The sequence below is a fragment of the Streptomyces fractus genome (assembly GCF_049844455.1).
GTDB classification, from domain to species: Bacteria; Actinomycetota; Actinomycetes; order Streptomycetales; family Streptomycetaceae; genus Streptomyces; species Streptomyces fractus.
The window spans coordinates 4,146,984-4,173,448 of sequence record NZ_JBMYHI010000002.1 but is presented as its reverse complement, the minus strand read 5'-3'; the positions used below and the strand labels follow the sequence as shown (position 1 = coordinate 4,173,448).

General features: G+C 70.4%; 29 protein-coding genes and 1 pseudogene. 17 read left to right on the top strand and 13 right to left on the bottom strand.

Annotated elements, in window-relative coordinates:
- Positions 1-2 precede the first annotated feature (2 nt).
- Complete coding sequence (gene resB / locus ACP4E5_RS20755) at positions 3-1,763, top strand: cytochrome c biogenesis protein ResB (protein WP_425830840.1); 1,761 nt, start codon at positions 3-5, stop codon at positions 1,761-1,763.
- Positions 1,764-1,871: 108 nt separating this feature from the next.
- Complete coding sequence (ccsB, locus tag ACP4E5_RS20750; protein WP_425830838.1) at positions 1,872-2,957, top strand: c-type cytochrome biogenesis protein CcsB; 1,086 nt, start codon at positions 1,872-1,874, stop codon at positions 2,955-2,957.
- 57 nt (positions 2,958-3,014) lie between these two features.
- Here ccsB and ACP4E5_RS20745 read toward each other — a convergent pair whose 3' ends face one another.
- The 4 genes and pseudogenes from ACP4E5_RS20745 to ACP4E5_RS20730 form a co-directional block, all read right to left on the bottom strand.
- A complete protein-coding gene (locus tag ACP4E5_RS20745) occupies positions 3,015-3,608 on the bottom strand; it encodes a TetR/AcrR family transcriptional regulator (protein ID WP_425830836.1) in 594 nt (197 codons plus the stop codon).
- A 179-nt stretch (positions 3,609-3,787) separates the two neighbouring features.
- A complete protein-coding gene (locus tag ACP4E5_RS20740; protein WP_425830834.1) occupies positions 3,788-4,756 on the bottom strand; it encodes a quinone oxidoreductase family protein in 969 nt (322 codons plus the stop codon).
- A gap of 112 nt (positions 4,757-4,868) precedes the next feature.
- A complete protein-coding gene (locus ACP4E5_RS20735; protein WP_425841506.1) occupies positions 4,869-5,318 on the bottom strand; it encodes a nucleoside deaminase in 450 nt (149 codons plus the stop codon).
- An 11-nt stretch (positions 5,319-5,329) separates the two neighbouring features.
- Positions 5,330-5,608, bottom strand: a pseudogene (locus tag ACP4E5_RS20730) (PLD nuclease N-terminal domain-containing protein); the annotation flags it as partial.
- An 87-nt stretch (positions 5,609-5,695) separates the two neighbouring features.
- On the opposite strand from ACP4E5_RS20730, the gene ACP4E5_RS20725 reads away from it, so the two are divergent.
- The gene (locus ACP4E5_RS20725) at positions 5,696-7,153 is read left to right on the top strand and encodes a menaquinone biosynthesis decarboxylase (RefSeq protein ID WP_425830832.1); all 1,458 of its coding nucleotides are present in this window, start codon (positions 5,696-5,698) and stop codon (positions 7,151-7,153) included.
- The gene (gene mqnP, locus ACP4E5_RS20720) at positions 7,153-8,058 is read left to right on the top strand and encodes a menaquinone biosynthesis prenyltransferase MqnP (RefSeq protein WP_425830830.1); all 906 of its coding nucleotides are present in this window, start codon (positions 7,153-7,155) and stop codon (positions 8,056-8,058) included. Before ACP4E5_RS20725 ends, mqnP begins: the two co-directional genes overlap by 1 nt.
- A gap of 56 nt (positions 8,059-8,114) precedes the next feature.
- On the opposite strand, the gene ACP4E5_RS20715 is transcribed toward mqnP, so the two are convergent.
- Complete coding sequence (locus tag ACP4E5_RS20715; protein ID WP_425830828.1) at positions 8,115-9,047, bottom strand: hypothetical protein; 933 nt, start codon at positions 9,045-9,047, stop codon at positions 8,115-8,117.
- Positions 9,048-9,331: 284 nt separating this feature from the next.
- Between ACP4E5_RS20715 and ACP4E5_RS20710 the strand changes: the two genes are divergently transcribed.
- Positions 9,332-10,018, top strand: a complete 687-nt coding sequence (locus tag ACP4E5_RS20710) for an SDR family oxidoreductase (RefSeq protein ID WP_425830826.1) — start codon at positions 9,332-9,334, stop codon at positions 10,016-10,018.
- Here the strand turns inward: ACP4E5_RS20710 and ACP4E5_RS20705 are convergent.
- Together ACP4E5_RS20705 and ACP4E5_RS20700 are read right to left on the bottom strand one after the other, a co-directional pair.
- Complete coding sequence (locus ACP4E5_RS20705; protein ID WP_425830824.1) at positions 9,967-10,848, bottom strand: helix-turn-helix transcriptional regulator; 882 nt, start codon at positions 10,846-10,848, stop codon at positions 9,967-9,969. The two genes, ACP4E5_RS20710 and ACP4E5_RS20705, sit on opposite strands and share 52 nt — an antisense overlap.
- Positions 10,845-11,105: a GntR family transcriptional regulator gene (locus ACP4E5_RS20700; RefSeq protein ID WP_425830822.1), complete on the bottom strand. Its 261-nt coding sequence runs from the start codon at positions 11,103-11,105 to the stop codon at positions 10,845-10,847. Before ACP4E5_RS20700 ends, ACP4E5_RS20705 begins: the two co-directional genes overlap by 4 nt.
- A 155-nt stretch (positions 11,106-11,260) precedes the next feature.
- Here ACP4E5_RS20700 and ACP4E5_RS20695 point away from each other — a divergent pair, with 155 nt between their 5' ends.
- The 3 genes from ACP4E5_RS20695 to ACP4E5_RS20685 all read left to right on the top strand — a co-directional run bounded on the left by ACP4E5_RS20695 (position 11,261) and on the right by ACP4E5_RS20685 (position 12,349).
- On the top strand, positions 11,261-11,566 hold the full coding sequence (locus ACP4E5_RS20695; RefSeq protein ID WP_425830820.1) for a hypothetical protein: 306 nt from the start codon (positions 11,261-11,263) through the stop codon (positions 11,564-11,566).
- Positions 11,563-11,694, top strand: coding sequence for a hypothetical protein (locus tag ACP4E5_RS20690; RefSeq protein ID WP_425830818.1), 132 nt, complete (start codon positions 11,563-11,565; stop codon positions 11,692-11,694). Before ACP4E5_RS20695 ends, ACP4E5_RS20690 begins: the two co-directional genes overlap by 4 nt.
- Positions 11,695-11,770: 76 nt before the next feature.
- The gene (locus ACP4E5_RS20685; RefSeq protein ID WP_425830816.1) at positions 11,771-12,349 is read left to right on the top strand and encodes a Uma2 family endonuclease; all 579 of its coding nucleotides are present in this window, start codon (positions 11,771-11,773) and stop codon (positions 12,347-12,349) included.
- Here ACP4E5_RS20685 and ACP4E5_RS20680 read toward each other — a convergent pair.
- Positions 12,340-12,954: a rhomboid family intramembrane serine protease gene (locus tag ACP4E5_RS20680; protein WP_425830814.1), complete on the bottom strand. Its 615-nt coding sequence runs from the start codon at positions 12,952-12,954 to the stop codon at positions 12,340-12,342. The genes ACP4E5_RS20685 and ACP4E5_RS20680 overlap by 10 nt on opposite strands.
- Before the next feature lie 81 nt (positions 12,955-13,035).
- Here ACP4E5_RS20680 and ACP4E5_RS20675 point away from each other — a divergent pair, with 81 nt between their 5' ends.
- Positions 13,036-13,725, top strand: a complete 690-nt coding sequence (locus ACP4E5_RS20675) for a UbiX family flavin prenyltransferase (RefSeq protein WP_425830812.1) — start codon at positions 13,036-13,038, stop codon at positions 13,723-13,725.
- 8 nt (positions 13,726-13,733) lie between these two features.
- Here the strand turns inward: ACP4E5_RS20675 and ACP4E5_RS20670 are convergent, their stop codons facing one another.
- Entirely contained in the window at positions 13,734-13,862 is a 129-nt protein-coding gene (locus tag ACP4E5_RS20670; RefSeq protein ID WP_425830810.1) for a hypothetical protein, read from the bottom strand.
- A gap of 148 nt (positions 13,863-14,010) precedes the next feature.
- Between ACP4E5_RS20670 and ACP4E5_RS20665 the strand changes: the two genes are divergently transcribed.
- Both ACP4E5_RS20665 and mqnE read left to right on the top strand, forming a co-directional pair.
- A complete protein-coding gene (locus ACP4E5_RS20665; protein ID WP_422408774.1) occupies positions 14,011-14,466 on the top strand; it encodes an Lrp/AsnC family transcriptional regulator in 456 nt (151 codons plus the stop codon).
- 77 nt (positions 14,467-14,543) lie between these two features.
- Positions 14,544-15,707 carry an aminofutalosine synthase MqnE gene (gene mqnE / locus ACP4E5_RS20660; RefSeq protein ID WP_425830808.1) on the top strand — a complete coding sequence of 388 codons (1,164 nt, stop codon included), beginning with the start codon at positions 14,544-14,546 and terminating at the stop codon, positions 15,705-15,707.
- A gap of 70 nt (positions 15,708-15,777) precedes the next feature.
- On the opposite strand, the gene ACP4E5_RS20655 is transcribed toward mqnE, so the two are convergent.
- Entirely contained in the window at positions 15,778-16,311 is a 534-nt protein-coding gene (locus tag ACP4E5_RS20655) for a GNAT family N-acetyltransferase (protein ID WP_425830806.1), read from the bottom strand.
- Positions 16,312-16,461: 150 nt separating this feature from the next.
- Between ACP4E5_RS20655 and ACP4E5_RS20650 the strand changes: the two genes are divergently transcribed.
- The 4 genes from ACP4E5_RS20650 (at position 16,462) to ACP4E5_RS20635 (ending at position 20,044) form a co-directional block, all read left to right on the top strand.
- Complete coding sequence (locus tag ACP4E5_RS20650) at positions 16,462-17,040, top strand: hypothetical protein (RefSeq protein WP_425830804.1); 579 nt, start codon at positions 16,462-16,464, stop codon at positions 17,038-17,040.
- 113 nt (positions 17,041-17,153) lie between these two features.
- On the top strand, positions 17,154-17,459 hold the full coding sequence (locus tag ACP4E5_RS20645) for a DUF4229 domain-containing protein (protein WP_425830802.1): 306 nt from the start codon (positions 17,154-17,156) through the stop codon (positions 17,457-17,459).
- Between the two features lie 415 nt (positions 17,460-17,874).
- Entirely contained in the window at positions 17,875-19,194 is a 1,320-nt protein-coding gene (locus tag ACP4E5_RS20640; RefSeq protein WP_425830800.1) for a dicarboxylate/amino acid:cation symporter, read from the top strand.
- Between the two features lie 196 nt (positions 19,195-19,390).
- On the top strand, positions 19,391-20,044 hold the full coding sequence (locus ACP4E5_RS20635; protein WP_425841503.1) for a TetR/AcrR family transcriptional regulator: 654 nt from the start codon (positions 19,391-19,393) through the stop codon (positions 20,042-20,044).
- Here the strand turns inward: ACP4E5_RS20635 and ACP4E5_RS20630 are convergent.
- Together ACP4E5_RS20630 and ACP4E5_RS20625 are read right to left on the bottom strand one after the other, a co-directional pair.
- Positions 20,033-20,893 (bottom strand): MaoC/PaaZ C-terminal domain-containing protein, encoded by an 861-nt coding sequence (locus tag ACP4E5_RS20630; RefSeq protein ID WP_425830798.1) that lies wholly within the window; start codon positions 20,891-20,893, stop codon positions 20,033-20,035. The genes ACP4E5_RS20635 and ACP4E5_RS20630 overlap by 12 nt on opposite strands.
- 230 nt (positions 20,894-21,123) lie before the next feature.
- The gene (locus ACP4E5_RS20625) at positions 21,124-22,455 is read right to left on the bottom strand and encodes a 3-oxoacyl-ACP reductase (protein WP_425830796.1); all 1,332 of its coding nucleotides are present in this window, start codon (positions 22,453-22,455) and stop codon (positions 21,124-21,126) included.
- An 88-nt stretch (positions 22,456-22,543) separates the two neighbouring features.
- Here ACP4E5_RS20625 and ACP4E5_RS20620 point away from each other — a divergent pair, with 88 nt between their 5' ends.
- A complete protein-coding gene (locus tag ACP4E5_RS20620) occupies positions 22,544-23,857 on the top strand; it encodes an acetyl-CoA C-acetyltransferase (protein ID WP_425830794.1) in 1,314 nt (437 codons plus the stop codon).
- Positions 23,858-23,888: 31 nt separating this feature from the next.
- Here the strand turns inward: ACP4E5_RS20620 and ACP4E5_RS20615 are convergent, their stop codons facing one another.
- Entirely contained in the window at positions 23,889-24,773 is an 885-nt protein-coding gene (locus tag ACP4E5_RS20615) for a helix-turn-helix domain-containing protein (RefSeq protein ID WP_425830792.1), read from the bottom strand.
- Between the two features lie 222 nt (positions 24,774-24,995).
- Here ACP4E5_RS20615 and ACP4E5_RS20610 point away from each other — a divergent pair, with 222 nt between their 5' ends.
- Positions 24,996-26,423: an MFS transporter gene (locus ACP4E5_RS20610; protein WP_425830790.1), complete on the top strand. Its 1,428-nt coding sequence runs from the start codon at positions 24,996-24,998 to the stop codon at positions 26,421-26,423.
- The last annotated feature ends 42 nt before the right edge of the window (positions 26,424-26,465 follow it).

The following is a 26,465-nucleotide window of genomic DNA, read 5'->3' as shown; positions in this document are numbered from 1 at the left end:
CCATGAGCAAGACGACCGACGACGTACAGAGCAGTGACGTACAGAGCAGTGATGTACAGAGCGCTGGCGAAGCCACTGATCTCGAAGCCGCGTCCTCCCAGCTGAGCACGGCCCCCCAGGAGGACCGCGCGCCCAACCTGCCGAGGCTCGGTGTCATCGGCTGGGTCCGCTGGTTCTGGCGGCAGCTCACCTCGATGCGGGTCGCCCTGATCCTGCTGTTCCTGCTCTCCCTCGGCGCCATCCCCGGCTCGCTGATCCCGCAGCAGGGCACCGACCCGACCAAGGTCGAGGACTTCCGCAAGGCGCACGACGTGCTCGCGGGGATCTACGACAAGATCGGCTTCTTCCACGTCTACAGCTCGGTGTGGTTCTCCGCGATCTACCTGCTGCTGTTCATCTCCCTCATCGGCTGCATCGTGCCGCGCTCCTGGCAGTTCGTCGGGCAGCTGCGCGGCCGCCCGCCGGGCGCGCCCAAGCGGCTCACCCGGCTGCCCGCGTACGCGACGTGGCGCACCGAGGCGGACCCCGAGCAGGTGCGCACCGCGGCCCTCGCGATGATGAAGAAGCGCCGCTTCCGCGCGCACGTCGCGGGGAACGCGGTCGCGGCCGAGAAGGGCTATCTGCGCGAGGTCGGCAACCTCGTCTTCCACATCGCGCTGATCGTGATGCTGGTCTCCTTCGCCTGGGGTCAGCTGTTCAAGTTCGAGGGCGGCAAGCTCGTCACCGAGGGCGACGGGTTCGCCAACACGCTCACCCAGTACGACGACTTCAAGTCCGGCAACCTCTTCGACAGCGACCACGACCTGTCGCCGTTCAGCTTCACCCTCGACAAGTTCACGGCCACGTACGAGCGCACGGGACCCGAGAAGGGCACCCCGCGCACGTTCCGCGCGAACGTCAGCTACACCGAGGGCTCCGGCGACAAGACGAAGAAGGCCGCCATCGAGTCCAACCACCCGCTGGACATCGACGGCACCAAGATCTTCCTCAACGGGCACGGCTACGCGGTTCCCGTCACGGTCCGCGACGGCAAGGGCAAGGTCGTCTCCCAGCAGACCGTGCCGATGCTGCCGATCGACTCCAACATCTCCTCGCAGGGCGCCATCAAGGTGATGGACGGCTACCGCGACGCCAAGGGCAAGAAGGAACAGCTGGGCTTCGCCGCCTGGTTCGTGCCGACGTTCGCGGGCGCCGGCAAGGGCACGATGCTGTCCCAGTTCCCCGCGCTCGACTTCCCCGTCCTCGCGCTGAACGCGACGCACGGCGACCTCGGCGTCGACGCCGGCCTTCCGCAGAACGTGTACCAGCTGGACACCTCGCACATGAAGCCCTTCAAGGACTCCAAGGGCCAGGCGCTCAAGCAGCGGCTGCTGCCCGGCGAGACGATGAAGCTGCCGAACGGGGCGGGCTCCATCACGTTCGACAAGGACATCAAGGAATGGGTCACCTTCCAGATCTCCCACCAGCCCGGTGACACCTGGGCACTCGGCGGAGCCATCGCCGCGATCTTCGGCCTCGCCGGCTCCCTGTTCATCCAGCGCCGCCGCGTCTGGGTGCGCGCCGCCCCGGGTCCCGACGGCGTGACCGTCGTCGAGATGGCGGGCCTCGGCCGCAGCGAGTCCGCGAAGCTGCCGGAGGAGCTCGGTTCCCTGGTCGAGCAGCTCCACCGCGAGGCGCCGAGCGCGCCCGAGAGCACGGGGGCGGAGCCGGACGCACCGTCCGACGCCGACACCGCTGTGGTAACCGAAGGGGCCGAGACGTGAGACCCGCCGGCCGGGTTGAAACCAGCCCCGTAGAACGAGCGCAATCCTCCTGCCGACCTCACCGCCCGACCGCAAGTCGCCGGGATAACCACCCGAAGGAGTGCTGAGGTGACTTTTGCCGCCGCAGTCAACGAGAACCTGGCTCACACCAGTAATGTCCTCATCTACTCGTCGATGGCCGTGTATCTGCTGGCGTTCTTCGCGAACTTGGCCGAGTGGATCTTCGGCAGCCGCAGCAAGGTCGGCCGAACCGCCGCCGCGCTGACCGGCAAGGCCGAGACGGAAGCGGCCGCCGCGCCCGCCGTCACGGTCAAGAAGGAGGGCAGCACCGCCGTCCTGGAGCGGCCGAAGGTCGTGACGCGGGCCGCGGCCGGCGCGCGTGACGTGCCGGACGGGCCCGGTGCCGCCGGCGGTGACGTCCAGGGCGACATGTACGGGCGCATCGCCATCTCCCTCACGATCCTCGCCTTCATCGTCGAGCTGGGCGGCGTACTCACCCGCGCGCTCTCGGTGGAGCGGGCCCCGTGGGGCAACATGTACGAGTTCAGCATCACCTTCTCCACCGTCGCCGTGGCCATCTACCTGGTGCTGCTCGCGCTGAAGAAGAACGTGCGCTGGCTCGGCCTGCCCCTGGTCATCACGGTCCTGCTCGACCTCGGCCTCGCCACCACCGTGCTGTACACGTCCAGCGACCAGCTGGTGCCGGCGCTGCACTCGTACTGGCTGTACATCCACGTCTCGACGGCGATCTTCTGCGGCGCGGTCTTCTACGTCGGCGCGGTCGGTACGCTCCTGTACCTCTTCAAGGACTCCTACGAGAGCAAGCTCGCGAGCGGCGGCACGCCCGGCCGGTTCGCGACGTCCGTCATGGAGCGGCTGCCCGCCTCGCAGTCCCTGGACAAGTTCTCCTACCGCGTGAACGCGGCCGTCTTCCCGCTGTGGACGTTCACGATCATCGCGGGCTCCATCTGGGCGGGCGACGCGTGGGGCCGCTACTGGGGCTGGGACCCCAAGGAGACCTGGTCGTTCATCACCTGGGTCGCCTACGCGGCGTACCTGCACGCCCGCGCGACCGCCGGCTGGAAGGGCCGCAAGGCCGCCTACCTGGCGCTGATCGCCTTCGGCTGCTGGATCTTCAACTACTACGGCGTGAACATCTTCGTCACGGGCAAGCACTCGTACGCCGGAGTGTGACGCGTCGCCACCACCGTGGTGTGAAGGGCCGGTCCTACGGGGCCGGCCTTTCGCGTGTCACGGCGCGAGCGAGCGCCAGATCCGCTCCGACAGGATGCGCGCGGCCCGGTCGAGGTCGGTCTCGTGCGTCCCGGCGAGCCAGCCGCGCGCGAGACCGATGACCGGGCCGAGCACCAGGGCCTCGATGACCGGCGCGGGCAGTGGGGCGATCGCGCCGGAGTCGACGTGCTGCCGCATCCACTCGGTGAGCGGGGAGAGCCGGGCCTCCTGCGCGTCGCGCAACTGACGGGCCTGCGCCATGCCCACGCGGTCCGCGTACGAGGAGTGCAAGAGGCGGGAGGCGTCGGGGTGCTCCTGGATGAAGCGCAGATACGTTTCGACGACGGCGCGGATCCCCGTGCGCGGGGTGCGGGAGCGTTCGAGGGCCGCGGTGAGCTCGTCGAGGAGCCGGCCGAGCCAGCGCAGCAACAGCGCCTGGATCAGCCCGTCGACGCTGCCGAAGTGGTGGTACAGGCTGCCCGGACTGGAACCGCTCGTGCGCGTCAGGGAGTTGACGGTGATGCCCTGCTCGCCCGCGTCGGTGTAGACGCGCAGCGCGGCATCGAGGAGGCGGTCGACGGTTTCCGCGCCGCGCAGTTGCTTGGGGCTCATGACGACGACCAGCCTAAGGCACCGCCCGGGCTGTGTTTCTATAGTGAATTTCTAGAAAGCCACTCCAATTCAGTACGCTGCTGAGCCACACTGATCTCCTCGTGGGGGGAGCCAGGGGCAACCCTGGCCGGGGTCGTCGAGCGGCACGGGGGACCGTTCGACGACCCCGCGGAGACCCGTCACTCCGCCACGCGCAGCAGCAGCTTCCCGGTGCTCGTGCGTGAACCCATGAGGCGGTGCGCCTCGGCGGCGTCCGTGAGGGGGAACTCGGCGGTCACCGGGAGTTCGATGTCCGGCACGGCGAAGGCCCGTTCGGCGAGGGCCCGCAGCTCGGCGGGCGCGGTGCGGGCCAGGCCGAGGATCGAGAAGCCGCCCACGGAGAGCGCGGTCGGATACAGCTCGTCCTGTCCGACCTGCCAGGCAGGGGCGGATGACGCGTTGCCGAAGGACACGAGCCGGCCGAACACCGCGAGCGCCTCGCGCGTCTGCCGGAGCGTCTCGCCGCCGACCGGGTCGAGCGCCAGGTCGACGCCGCGGCCGTCCGTCAAGTCCCTTACGGCCGCGCCGAATTCATCGGCCGACACGACAGCGTCGTAGCCGTACCGCTTCGCGTACGCCGCCTTGGCCTCGCTCGACACGACCCCGATCACGCGGCCCGCCCCGGCCGCCCGGGCCAATTGCCCGGCCACCGTGCCGACTCCGCCCGCGGCGCCCTGTACGAGGACGCTCTCACCGGCTCGCAGACGGCCCACCGAGTGAAGCAGCGCGTACGCCGTCGGCAGCACGGTCGGCAGCGTCGCGGCTGTGCGCAGGGAGAGGCCGGCGGGGAGCGGGAAGGTGGTGACGGCGTCGGCGAGGGCCACCTCGGCGTAGGCGCCGGAGGCGGTCAGCGCGGCGACCTCCTGGCCGACCGCGAGGCCGGTGACTCCCGCCCCCAGCGCGCGAATCCGGCCGGACGCCTCAAGGCCCGGAACGTGCGGCAGCGCCTCCACCCGGTAGCCCTCCGAGCGGGCCTTGAGGTCGGCGAAGTTCACCCCGGTGTAGGCGACGTCGATGCTCACCTGCCCGGGTCCCGGCTCCGGCACCGCTACGTCCGCCGCCCGCAGGACCTCGGGGCCGCCGTACTCCTCGAACCGCACCGCACGCATGACATTCGCCTTCCGTCGCACAGGTAGAGGGGGCGAGTGTTCGCCGGTCGACGAACACCGCCTACCCAGACTGTACGACGCCGAGCGAACACTCGGCAATGGGCCTACCGGCTCATTCCCCGATGTCTTCGTTCCACAGCTCCGGCTTCGCCGCGATGAAGTCCTTCATCAGGCCGACGCACTCGGGGTCGTCGAGGAGCACGATCTCGACGCCGTGCTCGGCGAGCCAGTCGTGTCCGCCGTGGAAGGTACGGGCCTCGCCGATGATCACCCGCGAGATCCCGAACTGCCGCACCAGACCTGAGCAGTACCAGCAAGGGCTGAGTGTGGTCACCATCGTGGTGCCCTTGTACGTGCGCTGCCGGCCGGCCCTGCGGAACGCGTCGGTCTCCCCGTGCACGGACGGGTCGGCGTCCTGCACACGCCGGTTGTGGCCGCGGCCGAGCACCTTGCCGTCGGGGGAGTACAGGGCAGCGCCGATGGGGATGCCGCCTTCGGCCAGTCCGGACCTCGCCTCCTCCACGGCGGTGGCGAGCCAGGTGCGGGCGAGATCGGGATCCATGGTCGTACTCATTCGTCCTTCTTGTCGTCGTCCCGCAGGGACCGCAGGAACTCGGGGTTGTCGTCGGGCGCGACGAACCGCGCGGTTCCGCCGCCCGCCGGAGCGCGCCGCGGCCTGCCCGCGAACAGCCAGGCGATCGGTCCGAGCAGGACCTCGCCGAACAGCAGGATGATGATGACCCAGACCACCTTGGGCAGCCCGCGCACCTCCTTCTCCGGGGTGTTCAGGCAGTCGATGAACGCGTAGATCCAGAGCGCCAGGACCAGCAGGAACGGCAAGTAGCGCAGCATGGTGTCGCGATCCCCCAAGGAGCGGAACGGAGCCGACCTGGCCCCCGGTGACCGGGCCAGCGTAGTCGGTGCCCGATACTGGAACGCATGGCTTACGACGATCTTCGCTCCCTGCTCAGGGCTCTGGAGCGCGAAGGCGACCTGAAGCGCATCAAGACCGAGGTCGACCCGTACCTGGAGGTCGGTGAGATCGTCGACCGGGTGAACAAGGCCGGCGGCCCCGCCCTCCTCTTCGAGAACGTGAAGGGCGCGTCGATGCCCCTCGCGATGAACGTCTACGGCACCGACCGCCGACTGCTCAAGGCGCTCGGCCTCAAGTCGTACGACGACATCAGCGACAAGATCGGCGGCCTGCTCAAGCCGGAGCTGCCGCACGGTTTCGTCGGCATCCGTGAGGCGTTCGGCAAGCTCGGCGCGATGACGCACGTACCGCCGAAGAAGGTGAAGTCGGACGCGGCCCCCGTGCAGGAGGTCGTGCTGCAGGGCGAGGACGTCGACCTCGACAAGCTGCCCGCGCTGTTCACCTGGCCCGAGGACGGCGGCTCCTTCTTCAACCTGGGGCTCACCCACACCAAGGACCCCGAGACGGGCATCCGCAACCTCGGGCTCTACCGCCTCCAGCGCCACGACAAGCGCACCATCGGCATGCACTGGCAGATCCACAAGGACAGCCGGAACCACTACCAGGTGGCCGCCAAGCGGGGCGAGAAGCTGCCGGTCGCGATCGCCTTCGGCTGCCCGCCGGCCGTCACGTACGCGTCGACGGCGCCGCTGCCCGGCGACATGGACGAGTACATGCTCGCGGGCTTCATCCAGGGCAAGCGCGTCGAGATGGTCGACTGCAAGACGGTGCCGCTCCAGGTCCCGGCCAACGCGGAAGTGGTCATCGAGGGCTGGCTCGAGCCGGGCGAGATGCTCCCGGAGGGTCCCTTCGGCGACCACACCGGCTTCTACACGCCGCAGGAGCCGTTCCCCGCGCTGAAGATCGACTGCGTGACGATGCGCAAGCGCCCGCTGATCCAGTCGATCGTGGTCGGCAGGCCCCCGACGGAGGACGGCCCCCTGGGCCGGGCGACGGAGCGCTTCTTCCTCCCGCTCCTCAAGGTGATCGTCCCGGACATCGTGGACTACCACCTGCCGGAGTCCGGCGGCTTCCACAACTGCGCGATCGTCTCGATCGACAAGAAGTACCCGAAGCACGCCCAGAAGGTGATGAGCGCGGTCTGGGGCGCGCACATGATGTCGCTGACGAAGCTCATCGTCGTCGTCGACTCCGATTGCGACGTCCACGATCTTCATGAAGTCTCGTGGCGCGCGCTCGGGAACACGGACTACGCCCGTGACCTGACCGTGGCCGAAGGCCCGGTCGACCACCTCGACCACGCTTCCTACCAGCAGTTCTGGGGTGGCAAGGCGGGAATCGACGCGACGAAGAAGTGGCCCGAGGAGGGCTACACGAGGGACGGAGGCTGGCCCGAGATGGTCGTCTCCGACCCCCGTACGGCGGCCCTGGTGGACCGCCGCTGGAAGGAGTACGGACTCTAGTGACCTCAGCATCCGCCGCGATCCCGCAGCAGCCGGGACGCACCAAGGCGTTCCTGCGCCTGGTCATGATCGAGCACTCGGTCTTCGCGCTGCCCTTCGCGTACATCGCGGCCCTCACCGCGATGTTCGAGTGGGACGGGAACATCCACTGGGGCCGGCTGCTCCTGGTGACCATCTGCATGGTGGGCCTGCGGACGTTCGCGATGGCGGCGAACCGGATCATCGACCGCGAGATCGACGCCCGTAACCCGCGCACCGCGCACCGTGAACTGGTGACGGGCGCGGTGTCGGTGAAGTCGGCGTGGACCGGCGCGCTGATCGCCCTGGTCGTCTTCCTCGCCTCCGCGGCGCTCCTGAACCCGCTCTGCCTGGCCCTCGCGCCCATCGCGGTGATCCCGATGGTCGTCTACCCGTACGGCAAGCGGTTCACGAACTTCCCGCAGGCGATCCTCGGCCTCGCCCAGGCGATGGGCCCGATCGGCGCGTGGATCGCGATCACGGGCGAGTGGTCCTGGACGGCCGTCATCCTCGGCCTCGCCGTCGGCATCTGGATCGGCGGCTTCGACCTGATCTACGCGTGCCAGGACGTGGAGACGGACCGCGAGGTCGGCGTGAAGTCGGTCCCGGCGCGCTTCGGCATCCCCGGCGCGATCTGGGGCGCGCGCGTCTGCCACACCCTCACGACGGCCCTGTTCGTCTGGTACGCCCTGGCCACGGACGCGGGCACGTTCTTCTGGGTCGGCCTCGTGATCGTCGCGGGCGCGTTCCTCTACGAGCACACGATCGTGAAGCCCCACGACCTGTCCCGCCTGAACCGGGCGTTCTTCCAGGTCAACGGCTTCATCGGCATCGCACTCTTCGTGTGCGCGCTGCTTGACCTGCTGGTGCGGGGGCTGACGGTGTAGCGCGTTCGCGTCTACGGATGTGAGGGCGGCGGCACCCGATTCGGGTGCCGCCGCCCTCAGCCATGTTTTCGGAGGGCGGCGAGCGCCCGATGGACCTCGGCGCTGAATCGGCTCCGGCCGCGGAACACGTCGACGGCGGTGAACCGGAGCAGCGCACGCACTTGAGGGCAGGACTGGATGCGGTTGAAGCGGTCGATGTCGCGGCGATGGTGCTCGCGGGTGCCGTGGTAGGCGTATCCCTCGATCTCGACGGCGAGCCCTTCGGCCCGGAAGAGGAAGTCGACGAACACCTGCCGCCCCTCGTGCGTGATGAGCTCCGCCTGCGACTCGGGCCTGAGCCCCGCGTCCAGCATGGCCAGGCGTGCGACGGTCTCGGCCGGGGAACCGGATGCCGGGTCGGCGAGCCTGAGCCAGGCCTGGGACCGGCGGGGCGGGTGAGGGAGGTTCAGCGCGTCGGCGACGGCGGTGAGCCCGGTGAGGCGGGCCCGCCGCACCCCGTGGACGGTACGGCGGGTGACGGCGGATTCGACGGCGACCAGGGCGGCGTCGCGCGGTCCGGCGAGCAGCAGGTCGGTGACCGTACGGACGGGGGACGTCACGCGCAGCCCGCGCACCTCCCGTACCTCCGTCGGGTCGAGCCGGCTCCGGTGAGCCCGGCGGCGAAGGCCACCTTTGTTGTTCGTACGGAGCGTGGGGTCGGTGAACTCCGGGGAGGGCGGCGTCGGCCCCAGCGTTTCGATGCGCCACAGCCAGGCCGCCGCGAGGTGGCTGACGACGAGCCGGGGGTTGAGCAGCTGCTCGACCAGGAGCTGCGTCCTGAGGTCGATCTCCCTTCCGGGCGCGACCCGCGCACCGGCCCGCACGCGGGACCAGCCGTCGCGGGCGAGCGCCCGGTGCAGGGCCCGCATCGGCCACCCGGCGTCGAGCGCCTGTGCGGTGAGGAGGACCCCCTGCCGGGTGAGCGTGTCGAGTCCTGGACGCGGCTGCATCCCGCCAGGATGCCCCCGGCCGGAAACGCCCGTACGCCCCTGTGGACAACCCCACCCCACCCCTTCGGAGGGGCGGGGACTTTCGGACGCCCAGAGGCCTTCGTGAGGCCGGGGCGGTGTCCGGAAACCTCCACGGTTCGCGGTTCAAGGGGGGTGCCGGTACCACCAGCATCACGGGCGTCTGGTTCCGGCTTCCCGCGCTGCGGACCCTGAGGGGGCGGCGGCGCTCGGCACCGACGGAGGCGCCGCCGAAGCCATCCAGCGTGGAAGTGGAAGAGGACCAGATGCGTGTTGTGATCATGGGCGGGACATCGGGGATCGGCCTCGCCGCGGCCGAGCGTCTCTCCGCGGGAGGCGCCGAGGTGATCGTTACCGGGAGGGATCCCGAGAAGCTGGCCGCTGTGAAGGGGCGGGTGGCCGAGGCCGAGCAGGTGGACGGGACGGACGAAGGGGCCGTCGCCCGCTTCTTCGACCGCCTCGGCGAGTTCGACCACCTGGTGCTCGCCTTCAGCCCGGGGGCGCTCGGGCTCGGGCCGCTCGCGGAGGTGCCGCTCGCCGACGTGCGCGGCGCCTTCGACGGCAAGTTCTTCCCGTACCTGTACGCGGTTCAGCGGGCCCGCGTCCACGGCTCGGTCACCTTCGTCTCCGCCGCCACGGCGCGTGCGGCGTTGCCGGGGAGCGTGGCCCTGGCCGCCGTCAACGGCGCGATCGAGCGGATCGTGTCCCCGCTCGCCGCCGAGCTCGCCCCGGTGCGGGTCAACGCCGTCGCGCCCGGCGCCGTGGACACGCCCTGGTGGTCCTTCCTCCCCGAGGAGCAACGGGCCGCACAATTCGCCGCCGCGGCAGCGGACCTGCCGGTCAAGCGGGTCGGCCTGCCGGAGGACGTGGCGGGCGCCATCGCGTACCTCCTCGGCGCGGACTACGTGACCGGAACCGTGCTGCCCGTCGATGGCGGATTCACGGTCGCCTGACCGGTGACCGCGGCCAGCTCCGCGAACCTGCGCTCCAACTCTGTTCCGGGCGGCAGCAGATACGACACAAGCGTCTTGTCGTCGTTCGACAGGTGCAGCTTGACGTAGTCGAGCGTGACCTCGCCGAGCCGAGGATGGTCGACGGTGCGCGCCTGCGGGGCGAACGGGGCGAGGTCGCGGCGCTGCCACAGGCGGGCGAAGTCGGGGCTGGCCTCCGTCAACTCCTCGGCAAGCCCCGTGAGGTCGGGCGCAAGGACGCCCTCGCTCGCCTGGGTGCGGAACAGGGCGAGGGTGAGCGCCGCCTCGGCCTCCCAGTCGCGGGTCATGGCCCGCACTTCGGGGGAGGTGAACGTCAGCCACAGGACGTTGCGCCGCCGTGCGGGCAGCGCGCCCAGGTCTCCGTACAGCAGCTCGCAGCCCCGGTTCCACGCCAGGATGTCGAACCGGGGGTTCACGATGAACGCCGGGTTCGGGTCCAGGTGGGTGAGCAACAGTCGGTACTGGTGGGGGAGTTCGGGTGCCGGGTCGGCGTCCTCCGGTGGCAGTTCCCCGGCCAGCCGGAACAGGTGGGCGCGCTCGGTCCCGTCGAGCCCGAGCGCCCCGGCCAGCGCGCCGAGCACCTGCCGAGACACCCGGATGTCGCGTGCCTGCTCCAGCCACGTGTACCAAGTGATGCTCACCCCGGCGAGCGTGGCGACCTCCTCGCGGCGCAGACCCGGGGTCCGGCGGCGCCCGGCGTTCGGCAGCCCGGCCGCCTCGGGGCTGCGCCGCTCGCGTCGGCTGCGGATGAAGTGGGCGAGTTCGGTGCGGCGGTCCTGGGCGGGGGTCATTCGGTGCGGGCCTGCTTGAGGATTGCGGCGGCGTCGCGGGAGACGAAGGAACCCAGGCCTGGTTCGGTGTAGACCAGGCCTTCCTTCTTGAGGTTCTGGTTCACCTTCTGCGCGGTGGCGTTGGCGATCCCGAACTCCTCGCCGAGCTGGATCACTGACGGCACGCGTGTGCGTGGACCGTAAGTCCCGTCCTCGATGCGGCTTTTGATGATCGCGGCCACTTGGCGCCAGCGGGGGATGTCGGGCTCAAACTCCATCACCCCACCATGATGAGTGCACTGTGGACTGATGTGCGAGCCATGTCTGGCCTAGCATGCCTGTCGTGCCCTCGCTGGATTGGAGTACAAGAAGACCCCGGCGACGGAGGCAACCGTCCCGGGGCGTGGCATCAACCCACCCAAGGAGTTGACGCATGTCCGACTCTATCGCCGGGACCCTGCCCTGGATGACTCTCTTCCTGGCCTCGCTCGCGGCCCTGGCCTCTGCGGCCCGCGTGACATTCCCGCCACCGAGCGGGCAGCATCGCCGCGTCGTTCGCCGGCCCGCCCCGCAGGTCCGACGCCCCGAATCGCGCCTCGACGCGCACGACTCCCGCCTCGTCCGCCCCTACGTCATCGCCGTCGAACAGGCTGCCCGCAGGCGGGAGTTGCTGCTCGCGGACTTCGGGTACGACGGGCCAGGCCCATACGCCATCCATGGGCAGGAGGTAGCCGCATGAGCAAGGCCGTGTACGTCATCGGGGACCCGGGCAGTCCGGGTCCCGCCGCCCGGCGGCTGGCCGTCGAGGAGGCGGTGCACCTGGAGATGGCCGACACCCTGCGGATCGCCTCGCGGGTGAAGCGGTAGGGAAACGGATGACGCACGGCCGTACGCGTACGTAGCGTGCGGCCTACCATCGAGAGCAGGACACAGGGAGGCCACCGTGCGCATCGCGGACATCGACCGCCTGCACTCGCAGCTCAGCAAGCTGGAGGACATGTTCCCCGGCTATCTGTCAGAGATCGTCGAGGGCAGCCTTGTGATGAATGCGGTCCGGCCGTTCCACGGCAAGTCCATTACGCGTCTGTGGTCCGAAGTGGAGCGGCAGCTGCCGACAGCTTGGGCTCTGGTCACCGACGTGGCCTTCGTGTTCGACGATCAGAACGAGTTCTGCCCTGATCTCGCGGTCATCCCGGCCGAAGCGGAAGGCGAGAACCGTACCGAGTACTCACCGGACCTCATCGAGCTGGTCGCCGAGGTGGTGTCGCCGAGCAGCATCCGCCGCGACTACGAGATCAAGCCCCGTTGGTACGCGTCCCGCGGTATCGCCAACTACGTCATCCTCGACCCGCTCAAGGGCCACTGCGTGACCATGTGGAACCCCGGCCCCGAGGGCTACCGGGGCCAGGACACCATCCCGTACGGCACGGACATCACCATCGACTCCCCGCTCGGGAAACTGACGATCGCCACGAACCGCTTCCCGGTCGACCCCCACGCGCCCCATCCCGGTCAGAGCTGAGGGCGCGGGCGGCGGCGGAACACGAACGCCGCCGCCGCGCCCGCCAGCAGGCCGATCAGGTGGCCCTGCCAGCTCACCCCGTCGTTCGTGGGGGAGAGGCCCGCCAGGAACGACGTGCCCCAGTACGCGGCTATGAGGACGCCGACGACGATGCCGAGCGGGCGGCGCTCCACGAAGCCGGACAGGACGACGAAGGCGAACAGGCCGAATATCAGGCCTGAGGCGCCCGCCGTGTTGGTGTGTGCCGGGGCCACCAGCCACACCCCGAGCCCGTCCGCGACGACGATCAGGGCGCACGCCTTGAAGAAGCGGCGCAGCCCGCCGAGCGCCGCGACGAAGCCGAGGACCAGCAGGGGTATCGAGTTCGCCGCGACGTGGCCGAAGCCGAAGTGGATGAAGGACGCCGGGACGACGTCGATCAGCTCGGAAGGCTCGCGCGGCTGAATGCCGAAGGTGTCCAGCGCGTGTCCCGACGCCACGTCGACCACTTCGAGGAGCCACAGCAGCGCCACCCAGGCGAGCATCACCTTGCCCGCCGCCAGCGCCCGCCCTCGCGCCGCCCGGCGCCGCGGCGCCACTCGGCCCGATCCGTCGTCGTACGTCATCCCAGCCCCCGCCCGTCATGGAAAGAACGCTGACGGCCCCTGCTCAAGTTCCCCCGTGGGGCCGCCGGATAGGCTCGTGGTGTGGAGCACGACAAAGCAAGCAGCCGCAGGCCCTGGGTCGTCGGGGTGTCCGGAGCGTCAGGCACCCCGTACGCCGCTTCCGTGCTGCGCGCCCTGCTCGCGGCGGGCGAAGCCGTCGACCTCGTCGTCTCGCGGGCCTCGCGGCTCACGCTGCTCGACGAGACGGGGATCCCGCTGCGGGACGCGCACTGGCGCGAGGATCTGGCGGAGTGGCTGGCGCGCGGCGCCGACGGCAAGCCGGACACGTTCGGCGGGATCGACCTCTCCGGCGACGCCGTGCGGTACTGGCCCGCAGGCGATCTCGCCGCCGGGCCCTCCTCCGGCTCGTACCCGGTCAAGGGCATGATCATCGTGCCCGCCTCGACGGCGTGCGTGGCCGGTGTCGCGCTCGGGCTCTCGAAGGATCTGTTGCAGCGCGCGGCGAGTGTGACGCTCAAGGAGCGGCGGCCGCTGATCGTCGCCGTACGGGAGACGCCGCTGAACGGGCAGACCCTCAAGCACCTGGTCTCGCTCGACGAGGCGGGCGCCGTGGTGCTGCCGGCGTCACCGGCGTTCTACGCGGGGGCGACGCACATCCAGGACCTCGTGGACTTCGTCGCGGGGCGGACGCTGGACGCGGCGGGAGTGCCGCACACGCTGTACCGCCGCTGGGAGGGAGAGCTCGGTGGAGGCTCCCGTGAGCGTGAGTGAGGGGGCGCTCAGCGCTTCTTGGGCGCGGCGTGCCGGCCCTTCGTGCGCCGCGCGGGGGCGGGCAGCTCGCCGCGCGAACGAATGGCCTCGGCCTGCATCTCGCGCATGCGGGCGTACGCCATCTCGATCGTGAACACGCTGACACTCTCCTGGGGGTTCGATATCCAATGGATCGTCACTGATCCACGGGATGGACTTTAGATTTTGCGGGGACAAACCCTAGCGCGCCTTCGATCGTACACATAAGCTCGCGTCAACGCTGAACAATGAAAGGCATTGGACCTTATGGACGCCGTGGACAGGCAGCTCATCCAGGCCCTGCGCGAGAACGGCCGCGCCTCGTATGCGGAGTTGGGCCGGCTCGTCGGCCTGTCCGGACCCAGCGTCACGGACCGCATCAACCGCCTCGAGGCGGCCGGCGTGATCACCGGCTACCGCGCGACCGTCGACTCCGCCTCGCTCGGCCTCGGTGTCACCGCCCTCATCGGCATCTCGCTCTCCGACGCGGCCGACCACGAGGACGTGGCGCACCGCCTGCGCGATCTGCACGAGATCGAGGACTGCTGGTTCATCGCGGGCGACGACTCGTACATGCTGAAGGTCCGCGCGGGCGACGTGGACAGCCTGGAGCGGACGATCCGGCGTCTCAGCGGCACGAAGGGCGTGTCCCGGACGCGTACCACGATCATTCTCTCCACGAAGTGGGAGAACCGGGTGGGGGAGCTCCCCGAGGAAGCGTGAGGGGACGGGCCCTGCCGGGGCCTGTCGGTGCGACGGCGTACGGTGGGACGGTCGTTGAGCGAGGAGAGGTACGGGCAATGGACGCAGGGCTCAAGCGCGAGCTGGAGCAGAAGGTCAGGGACGGTGAGCGGCTGTCCCGCGAGGACGGCATCGCGCTCTACGAGTCGGACGACCTGGCCTGGCTCGGCGGTCTCGCCCACGAGGTGCGCACGCGTAAGAACGGCGACGTCGTGCACTTCAACGTCAACCGTCATCTGAACATGACCAATGTCTGTACGGCCTCGTGCGCGTACTGCTCCTTCCAGCGCAAGCCCGGCGAGAAGGACGCCTACACGATGCGCATCGAGGAGGCCGTCAAGCTCGCCCAGGCGATGGAGTCGGAGAACCTCACCGAGCTGCACATCGTCAACGGCCTGCACCCGAACCTTCCGTGGCGCTACTACCCGCGCTCCCTGAAGGCGCTCAAGGAGGCCCTGCCGAACGTCGGGCTCAAGGCCTTCACGGCGACCGAGATCCACCACTTCGAGAAGATCTCCGGGATGAGCGCGAGTGAGATTCTCGATGAGCTGATCGAGGCGGGGCTCGAATCCCTCACCGGTGGCGGCGCCGAGATCTTCGACTGGGAGATCCGGCAGCACATCGTCGACCACGACACCCACTGGGAGGACTGGTCGCGGATCCACCGGCTCGCGCACGAGAAGGGCCTCAAGACGCCCAGCACGATGCTGTACGGGCACGTCGAGGAGCCCCGGCACCGCGTCGATCACGTGCTGCGACTGCGTGAACTCCAGGACGAGACCGGCGGCTTCCAGGTCTTCATCCCGCTGCGCTACCAGCACGACTTCGTCGACATGCAGGACGGCAAGATCCGCAACAAGCTGCAGGCGCGGACGACGATGGCCACGGGCGCGGAGGCGCTGAAGACCTTCGCCGTGTCGCGTCTCCTGTTCGACAACGTGCCGCACGTGAAGTGCTTCTGGGTCATGCACGGGCTGCAGACCACGCAGCTCGCGTTGCAGCACGGGGCGGACGACATGGACGGCTCGGTCGTCGAGTACAAGATCACGCATGACGCGGACAACTACGGCACGCCGAACAAGATGACGCGTGAGGATCTGCTCGATCTGATCCGGGACGCGGGGTTCCGGCCGGTTGAACGGAACACGCGGTACGAGATCATTCGGGAGTACGAAGGGGCCGACCCGGGGCGGCGGGATGCGCCGCAGCCCATGAGGGTGTGAGGTCTACGGGTCCCGGTTGTCGCCGGGGCCCGTTTTTGTTCACGGCCGTCCGTCCGCCGGTCGCGGGGCTCTATATGGGCAGCATCATGTGGACGTCGTCGCGGTCGTCGCCCGGGGCTACGCGGATCGCGCCCGGGACGCGGCCGACCTCCTTGTAGCCGCACGCCGCGTAGAAGGCGTCCGCGCCCGTGCCGCCGCGGCAGGTGAGGCGCAGGGCCTCGATGCCCTCGAAGGTGCGCGCCACGTCGGCGGCGGCCGACATCAGGGCGCGGCCGTACCCCCTGCCCTGGTGCTCAGGGTGGACCATCACCGTGTAGAGCCACAAGTGGTGCTTCATCAGGCGGTGTTGGTTGTACGCGAGGAACGCCGATGCCGCGACGCGGCCGTGCTCGTCGCGGCCCACCAGGAGCCGGGTCCGGCCCCCGGCGAGGTCGGCGAGGCGCTTGACCAGTTCCGGGCGTATGTCCTCGGGCGTGACCGGCGGGACGAAGCCGACCGCGCCACCGGCGTTCGTGACGTCCGACCAGAGGGCGAGGAGCCCGTCGCGCAGATCGGGGTCGACGGCCGGGTCGAGTTCGAAGGTGAGGGGAGGTGTGGTGCGCATGGGCCCGAGCGTAACCAGAGGCGAGGTCGTGACGTTCGGACGTCCGTATCGGGACCTTCGACCGTAGGGGCGGCCTAAACACCGGGCGTAGCTTGTGAATGTATTCACGAGCGGACGCACCGCGAGGTGCACAAGGAAGAAGGCACGGCCATGGCTCTCCACGCATCGGACAGTCCCGCCCGACACGGCGCCACGGGCGCCCCGCGCCGCGGCGCCGGCAGCCACGACGACGTACTCGTACGCGCACCCGCCGCCCGCGGCGTCCTCGCCGCGTCCCGCGTGCTCGTCGGCTTCTACTTCCTGTGGGCCTTCCTGGACAAGGCCTTCGGCCTCGGCAAGGCGACGCCCTCCAGCGGAAGCTGGCTGAACGGCGGCAGCCCCACCGAGGGCTTCCTGCTGCACGGCACGACCGGCCCCTTCGCCCACATGTTTGACTCCGTGGCCGGCGCCTGGTGGCTCGACACGATCTTCATGCTCGGCCTGCTCGGCGTCGGCCTCGCCATGATCCTCGGCATCGGCATGCGGATCGCGGCCGCCGCGGGCGCGCTGATGATGGCCTTCATGTGGTTCGTCTCGCTGTGGCCCGCCAGCAACCCGTTCATGGACGACCACTGGATGATCGCCCTCGTCCTGCTGATCACCGCGGCCACCGGCGCCGGCCGGTACTACGGCCTCGGCGGGGTGTGGGCCCAGCTGCCCGCCGTCCGCAAGAACAGGTGGCTGATCTGACGCCCCCGGCCGCCGCGCGAGCCCCCGCTGAAATCGGGCGCCCCTCCCCGTGCTTCACTGGAGGGGCGCTCGTCCTGTAAGGGCACCATTTCGGAACGGAAGAGTGGATTGACATGCTCCGCTACACGCTGATGCGGCTCGGGATCTTCGTGGGCTGCTTCCTCGTCGTCTGGGGTCTCGTCGCCACCGGCATCGTGCCCGCTGGCATCGGCGGCTCCTACTGGCTGTGGATCGCGCTGCTCGGCCTGGTGATCTCCGCACCCATCAGCTACATCGTGCTCCGCGGCGAGCGCGACCGTGCCTCCAGGAAGGTCGTCGCCCGCGTGGACCGCGCCAAGGCGAACATGGCGGCCAACCGCTCCATGGAGGACGAGGCCGACGACGCCGCGCGCACCAACGCCCACACGCAGGAGGCGTGAACGCCCCCCTGCCTCTGTAGGGCCCGCGTAAGCTTCCTCACAGTCAGCACGACCCCGGCACCGGATCAGGTGCCGGGGTCGCCTGCATTTTCAAGGCAAATGCCGCTTTGGGCCCGTACGGGCACCTCATCCGCCCCAAAGAAGCCCTTTGATGTTCTCAAAGTCGCGGTGTTAACGTTCCTGTCATGAAGACATCAGCTGCGCCTCGAACCGCCATGAGCATCGCGCTCGTGGAGCGCCTGCATGTCGATCTCTGCCGCTGCATGTCCGCGGCCTGTCGCGCCTGATCGCGCAGTTTCGACTTCCTTGGCCGAAGCGATGCAGCGGCGCCGTTGACCACGTCCCACGGTCGCCGCTCCTGTACGCCGCAGTACACCCCTGACATGTCCCCGCGCGTCACCACTGGAGTGCCTCCGTGTCCGCGAACACCCCCGCAGCCGAACAGAAGTCCGGCTTTCGCATACCCAAGATCCCGTTCTGGGCGCAGATCCTGGGCGGCCTCGTCCTGGGTGTGCTGCTCGGCTGGCTGGCCCGCAGCCAGGACATCTCCTGGCTCGTCACCACCCTGCAGAAGGTCGGCGACACCTTCATCCAGCTCCTGAAGCTGGCCGTCGCCCCGCTCGTCTTCTTCGCGATCCTGGTGTCGATCACCAACCTCCGCAAGGTCAACAACGCCGCCAGGCTCGCCTCGCGCACGCTGATCTGGTTCATGGTCACGTCGCTGATCGCGGTCGTCATCGGCCTCGCCATCGGGCTGCTCACCAACCCGGGCGCCGGCACGGGCCTGACCCCGAAGGACGGCGCCAAGCCGGAACACGCCGGTTCCTGGCTCGACTTCCTCACCGGCATCATCCCCACGGACGTCGTCACGCCCTTCACCCAGCTGAACGTCCTCCAGATCGTCTTCATGGCCGCCGTCGCCGGCATCGCCATCCTGAAGGTCGGCGAGAAGGCCCAGCCGATCCTCACGCTCTCCGAGTCCGTCCTGGAGCTGCTTCAGAAGGCCCTGTGGTGGGTCATCAAGCTCGCCCCGATCGGCACCATCGGCCTCATCGGCAACGCCATCGCCACGTACGGCTGGAACCTGATCAGCAAGTACGCGACGTTCACCGTCGACATCTACGTCGGCTGCGCCCTGGTCCTCTTCGGCGTCTACCCGCTGCTGCTCGCCACGGTCGCCAAGCTGAGCCCGCTGCAGTTCTTCAAGGGCGCCTGGCCCGCGATCCAGCTGGCCTTCGTCTCCCGCTCCTCCGTCGGCACCATGCCGCTCACCCAGCGGGTCACCGAGCGCCTCGGCGTCCCGAAGGAGTACGCCTCCTTCTCCGTGCCGTTCGGCTCGACGACCAAGATGGACGGTTGCGCCTCGATCTACCCGGCGATCGCCGCGATCTTCGTCGCGCAGATCTTCGGCATCGACCTCAACGTCGGTGACTACCTGCTCATCGCCTTCGTCTCGGTCATCGGCTCCGCCGCCACCGCCGGTCTGACGGGCGCCACGGTCATGCTGACGCTGACCCTGTCGACGCTGGGCCTCCCGATGGAGGGCGTCGGCCTCCTCCTCGCGATCGACCCGATCCTGGACATGATGAGGACGGCGACGAACGTTGCAGGTCAGGCGCTCGTTCCGGTGATCGTCTCGGCCCGCGAGAAGATTCTCGACCGCGACGCCTACGACAACGCGACGTCCTCTCCGGTGGACGAGCCGCAGGAGGTGGCCGTGACGGCCGCCGCCTGACGTCCCCCAGGCTCGTCCCACACGAAGTCCCGCTTTCCGGTCCCCGGGGAGCGGGACTTCGTGCGTTCGCGGTCGATGGTCGTTGGGCGGGGAGGTTCGGTGGGGGAACTGCGTAGGCTGAAGGGTGCAGAGTGGGCGAGGGAAGGTGGCTGGGGTGGGCGGCGAGGGGCGGTCCGGGGTGGTGCGGCAGAAGAGGATGCCGCGGGCCGAGCGGGAGCGGCAGATGCTGGACGCCGCGGTGCGGGTGTTCGGGAAGCGGGGGTACCGGGCCGCGTCGATGGACGAGATCGCCGAACTGGCCGGCGTGTCCAAGCCGTTGGTGTACCTGTATCTGAACTCGAAGGAAGACCTGTTCAGCGCCTGTGTCCGCCGGGAGGCGAAGGCCCTGGTCGACGCGGTCCGGGCGGGCGTCCGCACGGACGTGGCCGCCGACCGGCAGCTGTGGGAGGGCCTGACCGCCTTCTTCGCGCACACCGCCGAGCGCCCCGACGGCTGGGCGGTGCTGCACAGCCAGGCCCGTTCGGGCGGCGACCCTTCCCCGAGCACTCCACTGCGCTCGAGCACGGGAGGCCCCATCGTGGCGGAGGTCGTCGCGATGCGCGAGGAGATCGTCGCGTTCGTGACCCAGCTGATCGCCGAGGCCGCCCGCGAGGCGCACGACAACCCGGAGCTGGCCGAGCGGGAGGTCGCGGGCCTCGCCCAGGCCCTGGTCGGCGCGGCGGAGGCGTTGGCGGACTGGGCGAACGGTGACGCGTCGGTGTCCGCGAAGGAGGCCGCCGCGACGCTGATGAACTTCGCCTGGTCGGGCCTCGGCAACCTGATGGACGGGCGGCGCTGGTCAGCCCGTTAGCGGCCGCACCTCGCCGGTGAGGTGCGTGCGGGAGCCGTCCGCCGAGCGCAGTTCGAAGGCCGGGCCCTGGGCCGCGTACACCACCTCGCCGGGCAGCAGCACCGGCGCCTTGAAGCGGGCCTGTACGTGGACGGGGCCGTGCGCCTTGTGCTCGGCCAGGGAGCGGGCCACCGTCCACATGCCGTGGGCGATGGCGCGCGGGAAGCCGAAGAGGCGGGCCGTGAGCGGGTGCAGGTGGATGGGGTTGCGGTCGCCGGACGCGGCGGCGTAGCGGCGGCCGAGGTCGTCGGCGAGCCGCCAGTGGGCGAGCTCGGGCAGCGGCTCCGCGGGGGCGTCCCGCGGGGGTGCGTCGGCGGTGGCCGGCGCGGAGGTCTTGTGCCGCGCGAGATACGTACTGGTCGACTGCCACACCGGTGCCCCCTCGGCGTGCAGCTCGGTGACGACGACGGCCTCCGTGCCGCGGCGGTGCGGCCTCAATTCCTTTACGTGGACGCCCAGTTCGTATGCCTCCGTGGCCGCCAGGTCGTGCTGCTGCGTGATCTCGATCGACGTGTGGACGAGGCCCAGCACGGGGAGCGGGAACGCGCGCTCCGACATCAGCCGCATGGCCAGCGGGAAGCCCAGGATGTGCGGATACGTGACGGGCAGCTCGGGCCGCTCGGTCGCGAACCCGCAGGCGCGTTCGTACGCGGTGAGGTGGCTCTGCGCGATACGGAGGCCGGGGACGGAGAGCCGGGTGTCGGGCAGCGGTGCGTCGTGGCGTGGCCGTTTGAGGGGGGACAGGGCGGCGCCGCGCAGCATGAGCGGGAGCAGGGAGGGCGTGGCGTCGAGGGCGACGGTGCGGGTCATTGCGGTCCTCGTGAGGGGTTGCGGGAGTGGGGAGTGGGGAGTGGTGGTGTGCCGACGGGGCCGGGGCGCCGCCTTGCCCACCCTGCAGCGCAAGGCGGTGGCAGCCACCCGCTTGCCCGGGCGGCGGGTGGGCCTATCAAGCCCCTGCGGCGATTGAGCAGCGGGGTCCGGGGCGGAGCCCCGAGGCCGGAGGGCGGTCGGCCGTACACGTCCCGCCCGCCCCGGAGGGGTTACGCTCCGAGCAAGGACTGCCCGCACACCCGGACCACCTGCCCGTTCACCGCCCCGGACCCCGGGGACGCGAACCACGACGTCGTCTCCGCCACGTCCACCGGAAGTCCGCCCTGCGCAAGGGAGTTCATGCGCCGCCCGGCCTCCCGGATGAACAGCGGAACGGCCGCCGTCATCTTGGTCTCGATGAATCCGGGCGCCACCGCGTTCACCGTCACCCCGTGCTCGGCGGCGGCCCGCGGCGCGAGGGACCGTACGAGGCCGACGATGCCCGCCTTGCTGGCCGCGTAGTTGGTCTGCCCGGCGTTGCCCGCGATCCCGGCGATGGAGGCGGTGGCGACGATCGAGCCGCCGCGGCGCACGGCCCCCGCCTTGAGCAGCGTGTCCGTCGTCCGCAGCACGCTCGCGAGGTTGACCTCCAGGACCGAACTCCAGCGCTCGGCGGGCATGTTGGCGAGGCGCCGGTCGCGGGTGATGCCCGCGTTGTGCACGAGGACGTCGAGCCCGTCGGGCACGAACTCCGCGATCCGCTCGCCCGCGTCGTCCGCCGTGATGTCGAGCGGCAGCGCGCGCCCGCCGAGCCGCTCCGCCACCTTCGCGAGGTCGGCCTCGGCGGACGGCACGTCGAGCAGGACGATCTCGGCGCCGTCCCGTACGAGGGTCTCGGCGACGGCCTCGCCGATGCCGCGGGCGGCGCCGGTGACGAGCGCGGTGCGCCCGGCGAGCGGCCGGTCCCAGTTCCCGGGGACGTTCAACTCGCCGTCCGTCCCGCCCACTTGAATGACCTGCCCGCTGACGTACGCCGACTTCGGCGACAGCAGGAAGCGCAGGGTCGACTCGGTGGCGGCCACCGGGCCCGCGACGCGCACCAGGTTGACGGTGCGCCCGCGCCCGATCTCCTTGCCGAGCGAGCGCACGAAGCCTTCGAGGCCCTGCTGCACGGCCGCCTGGTGGTGGTCGTCGGGCGACGGCGGCGCGCCGAGGACGACCACGCGGCCTCCCGTGGCGAGGTCGCGGACGACCGGGTGCAGCGCGGCGTGCACTTCGGCGAGGGAGTCGAGGCCGGTCACGGCGGTGGCGTCCACGACGGCCGCGGCGGGCCGCCCGGCGGGGGAGGCGGCCGTCACGACGTCGAGGCCGGTGCCGGCGAGGAGCTTCCCGAGCTCCTCGCGGTGCGTGGATCCGCCCGCCGTGAGGTGCAGCAACTGCCCTTCGAGGCGCGGGTGTTCGGCAGTGAAGCGGTGCAGCGGTGCGGGCTGCGGCAGGCCCAGGCGGCGGGTCAGGAAGCGGCCGGGGGCCGTGCCGGTGAAGTTCAGATAGCGGTCGGCCATTGTCCAGCTCCCAGCTCGGTCGTAAATTTACTACGGAGTAAGGTTACTCAATGGTCAGTACTTGTCGAGAGCTCAGGAGCTGCCGAACATGGCGCGAACCCCGAAGGGCCCTGCCGCCCCCGTCCTAGGAAACGCCCCGCGTCGCGTAGCCGTCGTCGCCGGTAGCCGCATCCCGTTCGCGCGCTCCGACGGCCCGTACGCGACCGCGTCGAACCAGGACATGCTGACCGCCGCGCTCGACGGCCTCGTGGGGCGGATGAAGCTCCACGAGCCGGGCGCCGTCGGCGAGTTCGTCGCGGGAGCCGTGCTCAAGCACAGCCGCGACTTCAACCTGGCGCGCGAGACCGTACTCGGCTCGATGCTGGACGCCCGCACGCCCGCGTACGACATCCAGCAGGCCTGCGGCACCGGTCTGCAAGCGGTGATCGCCGCCGCCAACAAGATCGCGCTCGGCCAGACCGAGAGCGCGATCGCGGGCGGCTCCGACACCGCGAGCGACGCCCCGCTGGGCGTCAACGACGAACTGCGCAAGATCCTCCTCGAGGCCCGCCGCGCCAAGTCGGCGGGCGCCAGGATCAAGGCGCTCGCCAAGGTCAGGCCGGGCCACCTGGTCCCCGACATCCCGCGCAACGCCGAGCCGCGCACCCGCCTGTCCATGGGTGAGCACGCCGCCGTCACCGCGCGCGCGTGGGGCATCGCCCGCGAGGACCAGGACCAGCTGGCCGCCACGAGCCATCAGCGTCTTGCGGCGGCGTACGAGCGCGGGCTCCTGGACGAACTCGTCGTGCCGTACCGGGGACTTGAGCGCGACCAGAACCTCCGGCCGGGTTCGACGGTCGAGAAACTCCGCACGCTGAAGCCGGTGTTCGGGACGAAGGGGCCCAACCCCACGATGACGGCGGGCAATTCGACGCCGCTCACGGACGGCGCGGCGGTCGTGCTGCTCGCGAGCGAGGAGTGGGCCGAGGCGCGCGGGCTCGAACCGCTGGCGTATCTGACCGCCTACGAGACGGCGGCGGTGGACTTCGTGGACGGTGACGTCAAGGGCGGTGAGGGCGACGGGCTGCTGATGGCGCCCGCGTACGCCGTGCCGCGGATGCTGGAGCGTGCCGGGCTCGGGGTCGAGGACTTCGACCTGTTCGAGGTGCACGAGGCGTTCGCCTCGCAGGTGCTGGCCACGCTCGCGGCGTGGGAGAAGGCGGGGCTCGCGCCGGTCGACCGGGACCGGTTGAACGTGGCGGGGTCGTCCCTCGCGACCGGGCATCCCTTCGCGGCGACGGGGGCGAGGATCGTCGCCACGTTGGCCAAGTTGTTGGCTGAGCGGGGTGGTTCGGGGCGGGGGCTGATCTCGATCTGCGCGGCGGGTGGTCAGGGCGTGACGGCGATTCTGGAACGGGCTTGACGCCTCGGGGCTCCGCCCCGGACCCCGCTCCTCAATCGCCGGAGGGGCTTGATGGGGCCGGGCTCGATTGGTCCGGGCTCGATTGTTGCGGGTCCAGTTTCAGGACTGCCTCCTCGTCCGCCGAGCCCGCAGGGGCCTGGTAGACGACCATGCGCTGGCCGCCCGTGCGGGCGAGCTGCATCACCTCGAAGGTGAGCGTCATCGCGCCGACCTTCGGATGCTCGAACGTCTTCGTGCCGCCGCTGCGCTCATGGACGTCGTACCGGTTCCAGATGCGGGCGAAGTCGGGTGACTTCAGGAGGAGTTCGCCGACCAGCGCCGTCATCCTCGGGTCGTCCGCCTCCGTGCCGCCGATGGCCCGCAGGTGGGCGACCGAGGCGGTCACCGTCTCCTCCCACGGCACGTACAGGGTCCGCCCGACGGGGTGCAGGAAGAGGTAGCGGGTGATGTTGCGCTGCTCGGCGGGCAGGTCCCACAGTCCGGGCAGCAGGCGCCGGGCCGCCGGGTTCGCGGCGAGCACGTAGTTGAAGCGGCTCACCACGTACGCGGGCAGCGGGCGCAGCGCCTCCAGCATGCGGTGCACCGAATCGCGCACGGTGTCGTCGGTGGTCGGGCGGGGCTCGGTGTGCCGGCCCGAGGCCATCTCGGCCAGGTCGTGCAGGCGCTCGTGGGCGTCGCCGCGCAGCCGCAGCGCGTGGGCGATGGCGTCGATCACCGCCGGTGACGGGTTGGTCTCGCGGCCCCGTTCCAGGCGCGTGTAGTAGTCGACGCTCACTCCGGAGAGCGTCGCCAGTTCCTCGCGGCGCAGTCCGGGCGTGCGCCGCAGGCCCGTGCCCGCGGGCAGGCCCGCGTCGGCCGGGGTGACCTGCCCCCTGCGGGCCCGCAGATAGCGGCCCAGTTCCGTGGTCTCAGCCATACGTGCATTGTCCACGGTCGTCGAGCGCCGTGGGGGGCCGTGTCAGGGCGTGGAACGCGGCGCCCCGGTGAAGCGCGGCCTGCCACCTTGCGCGCGGTGGCCGCAGAGTTGTCCTCGCTGCGGGTGGCCGGCAGGCAAGGGCCCAGGGAGTGCATGTCACAGGGCCGCGGCCCGTGCCTGCCGCCCACCCGCACTTCGAACACCGCGCCCCAGGAGGACCGTGTGACCACCGTCGCCGACAGAGCCCGTACTCGTACGCAACCCGTACCCGAGGACCCGGCCGTCGCATCCGCACCCCGCCGCACCAACGGCACCGCCGCGCTCCTGGCCGCGCTGCTCGGCTTCGCCGTGATCACCATCGACGTGTCGGCCGTGAACATCGCCCTGCCCGGCATCCGCGCCGACCTGCACAGCGGCATGACCGGACTGCAGTGGGTGGCGGACGCGTACACCTTGATGTTCGCCGGTCTGATGCTGTCCGCGGGGGCGCTGAGCGACCGCACCGGAGCCCGCCGCGCCTACGTCCTCGGCACCGCCCTCTTCACCTTCGCGTCCCTCGCCTGCGCCGTCGCACCCGGCCTCGGCGCGCTGATCGCGGCCCGCGTCGTCCAGGGCGGGGCGGCGGCCATCCTGATGCCGGCGTCGCTCGCGCTGATCCGGGAGGCGTACGACGACGCGCGGCGGCGGGCGCGGGCGATCGCCCTGTGGACGGTCGGCGGTTCGGTGTCGATGGCGGCGGGCCCGGTGCTCGGCGGCGTCCTCACCGAACACGTCGGCTGGCGTGCGGTGTTCTTCCTCAACCTGCCCGTCGGCGCGGCGATCCTGGCCCTGCTCACGAAGGTCGCCCCCTCGCTCCGCCGCCCCGCGCCGCTCGACATCCCCGGCCAGATCACCGCGGTCCTCACGCTCGCCGGGCTGACCTTCGCGGTGATCGAGGGCGGCACCATGGGCCTCGCGGCGCTGGCGGTGGCCGTCGTGTCCGCTCTCACCTTCTACGTGACGGAGAAGCGCCACCGCGCCCCGATGGTCCCGCTGAGCATGCTGCGCGACCGCACGGTCTCCGCGTCCCTCGCGATCGGTTTCTCCGTCAATGCCGGCTTCTACGGTGTGGTGTTCCTGCTCGGCCTCTACCTGCAACAGCTCCGGGGGATGTCCGCGACGGCGGCGGGCCTGGTGTTCGTGCCGATGGCGATGCTCACCACCGCCGCGAACCTGATCTCGCCGCACATCGCGGAGCGCTTCGGCCGCCGCCCGGTCATCGTCATCGGCCAACTCGTCCTGGCCCTCGCGATGTTCGCGCTGCTGCCGCTGACGGCGCACACCCCGATCTGGCTGCTTCTGACCCTCCTCGTCCCGACCGGCATCGGCGGAGCGTTCGCGATTCCCGCGGTGACGGCGATGCTGATGGACGCCGTCCCGGGCCCGCGTGTGGGTACGGCCTCCGGCCTCCTCAACGCCCTGCGCCAGACCGGCGGCGCCCTGGCCGTGGCCCTGTTCGGCTCCCTCCTCGCCGCCAACGGCAACGACACGTTCTCCCTGTGCGGGATGCGGGTGAGCCTGGTGGTGGCGGGTGTACTGCTGGTGGCGACAGCAGGAGCAAGCGGAACGCTGCTGCGCCGTTCAAGCACTTCAGGCCCCGCCGGCGATTGAGCAGTGAGGTCCGGGCAATTCAAGCCCCGCCGGCGATTGAGG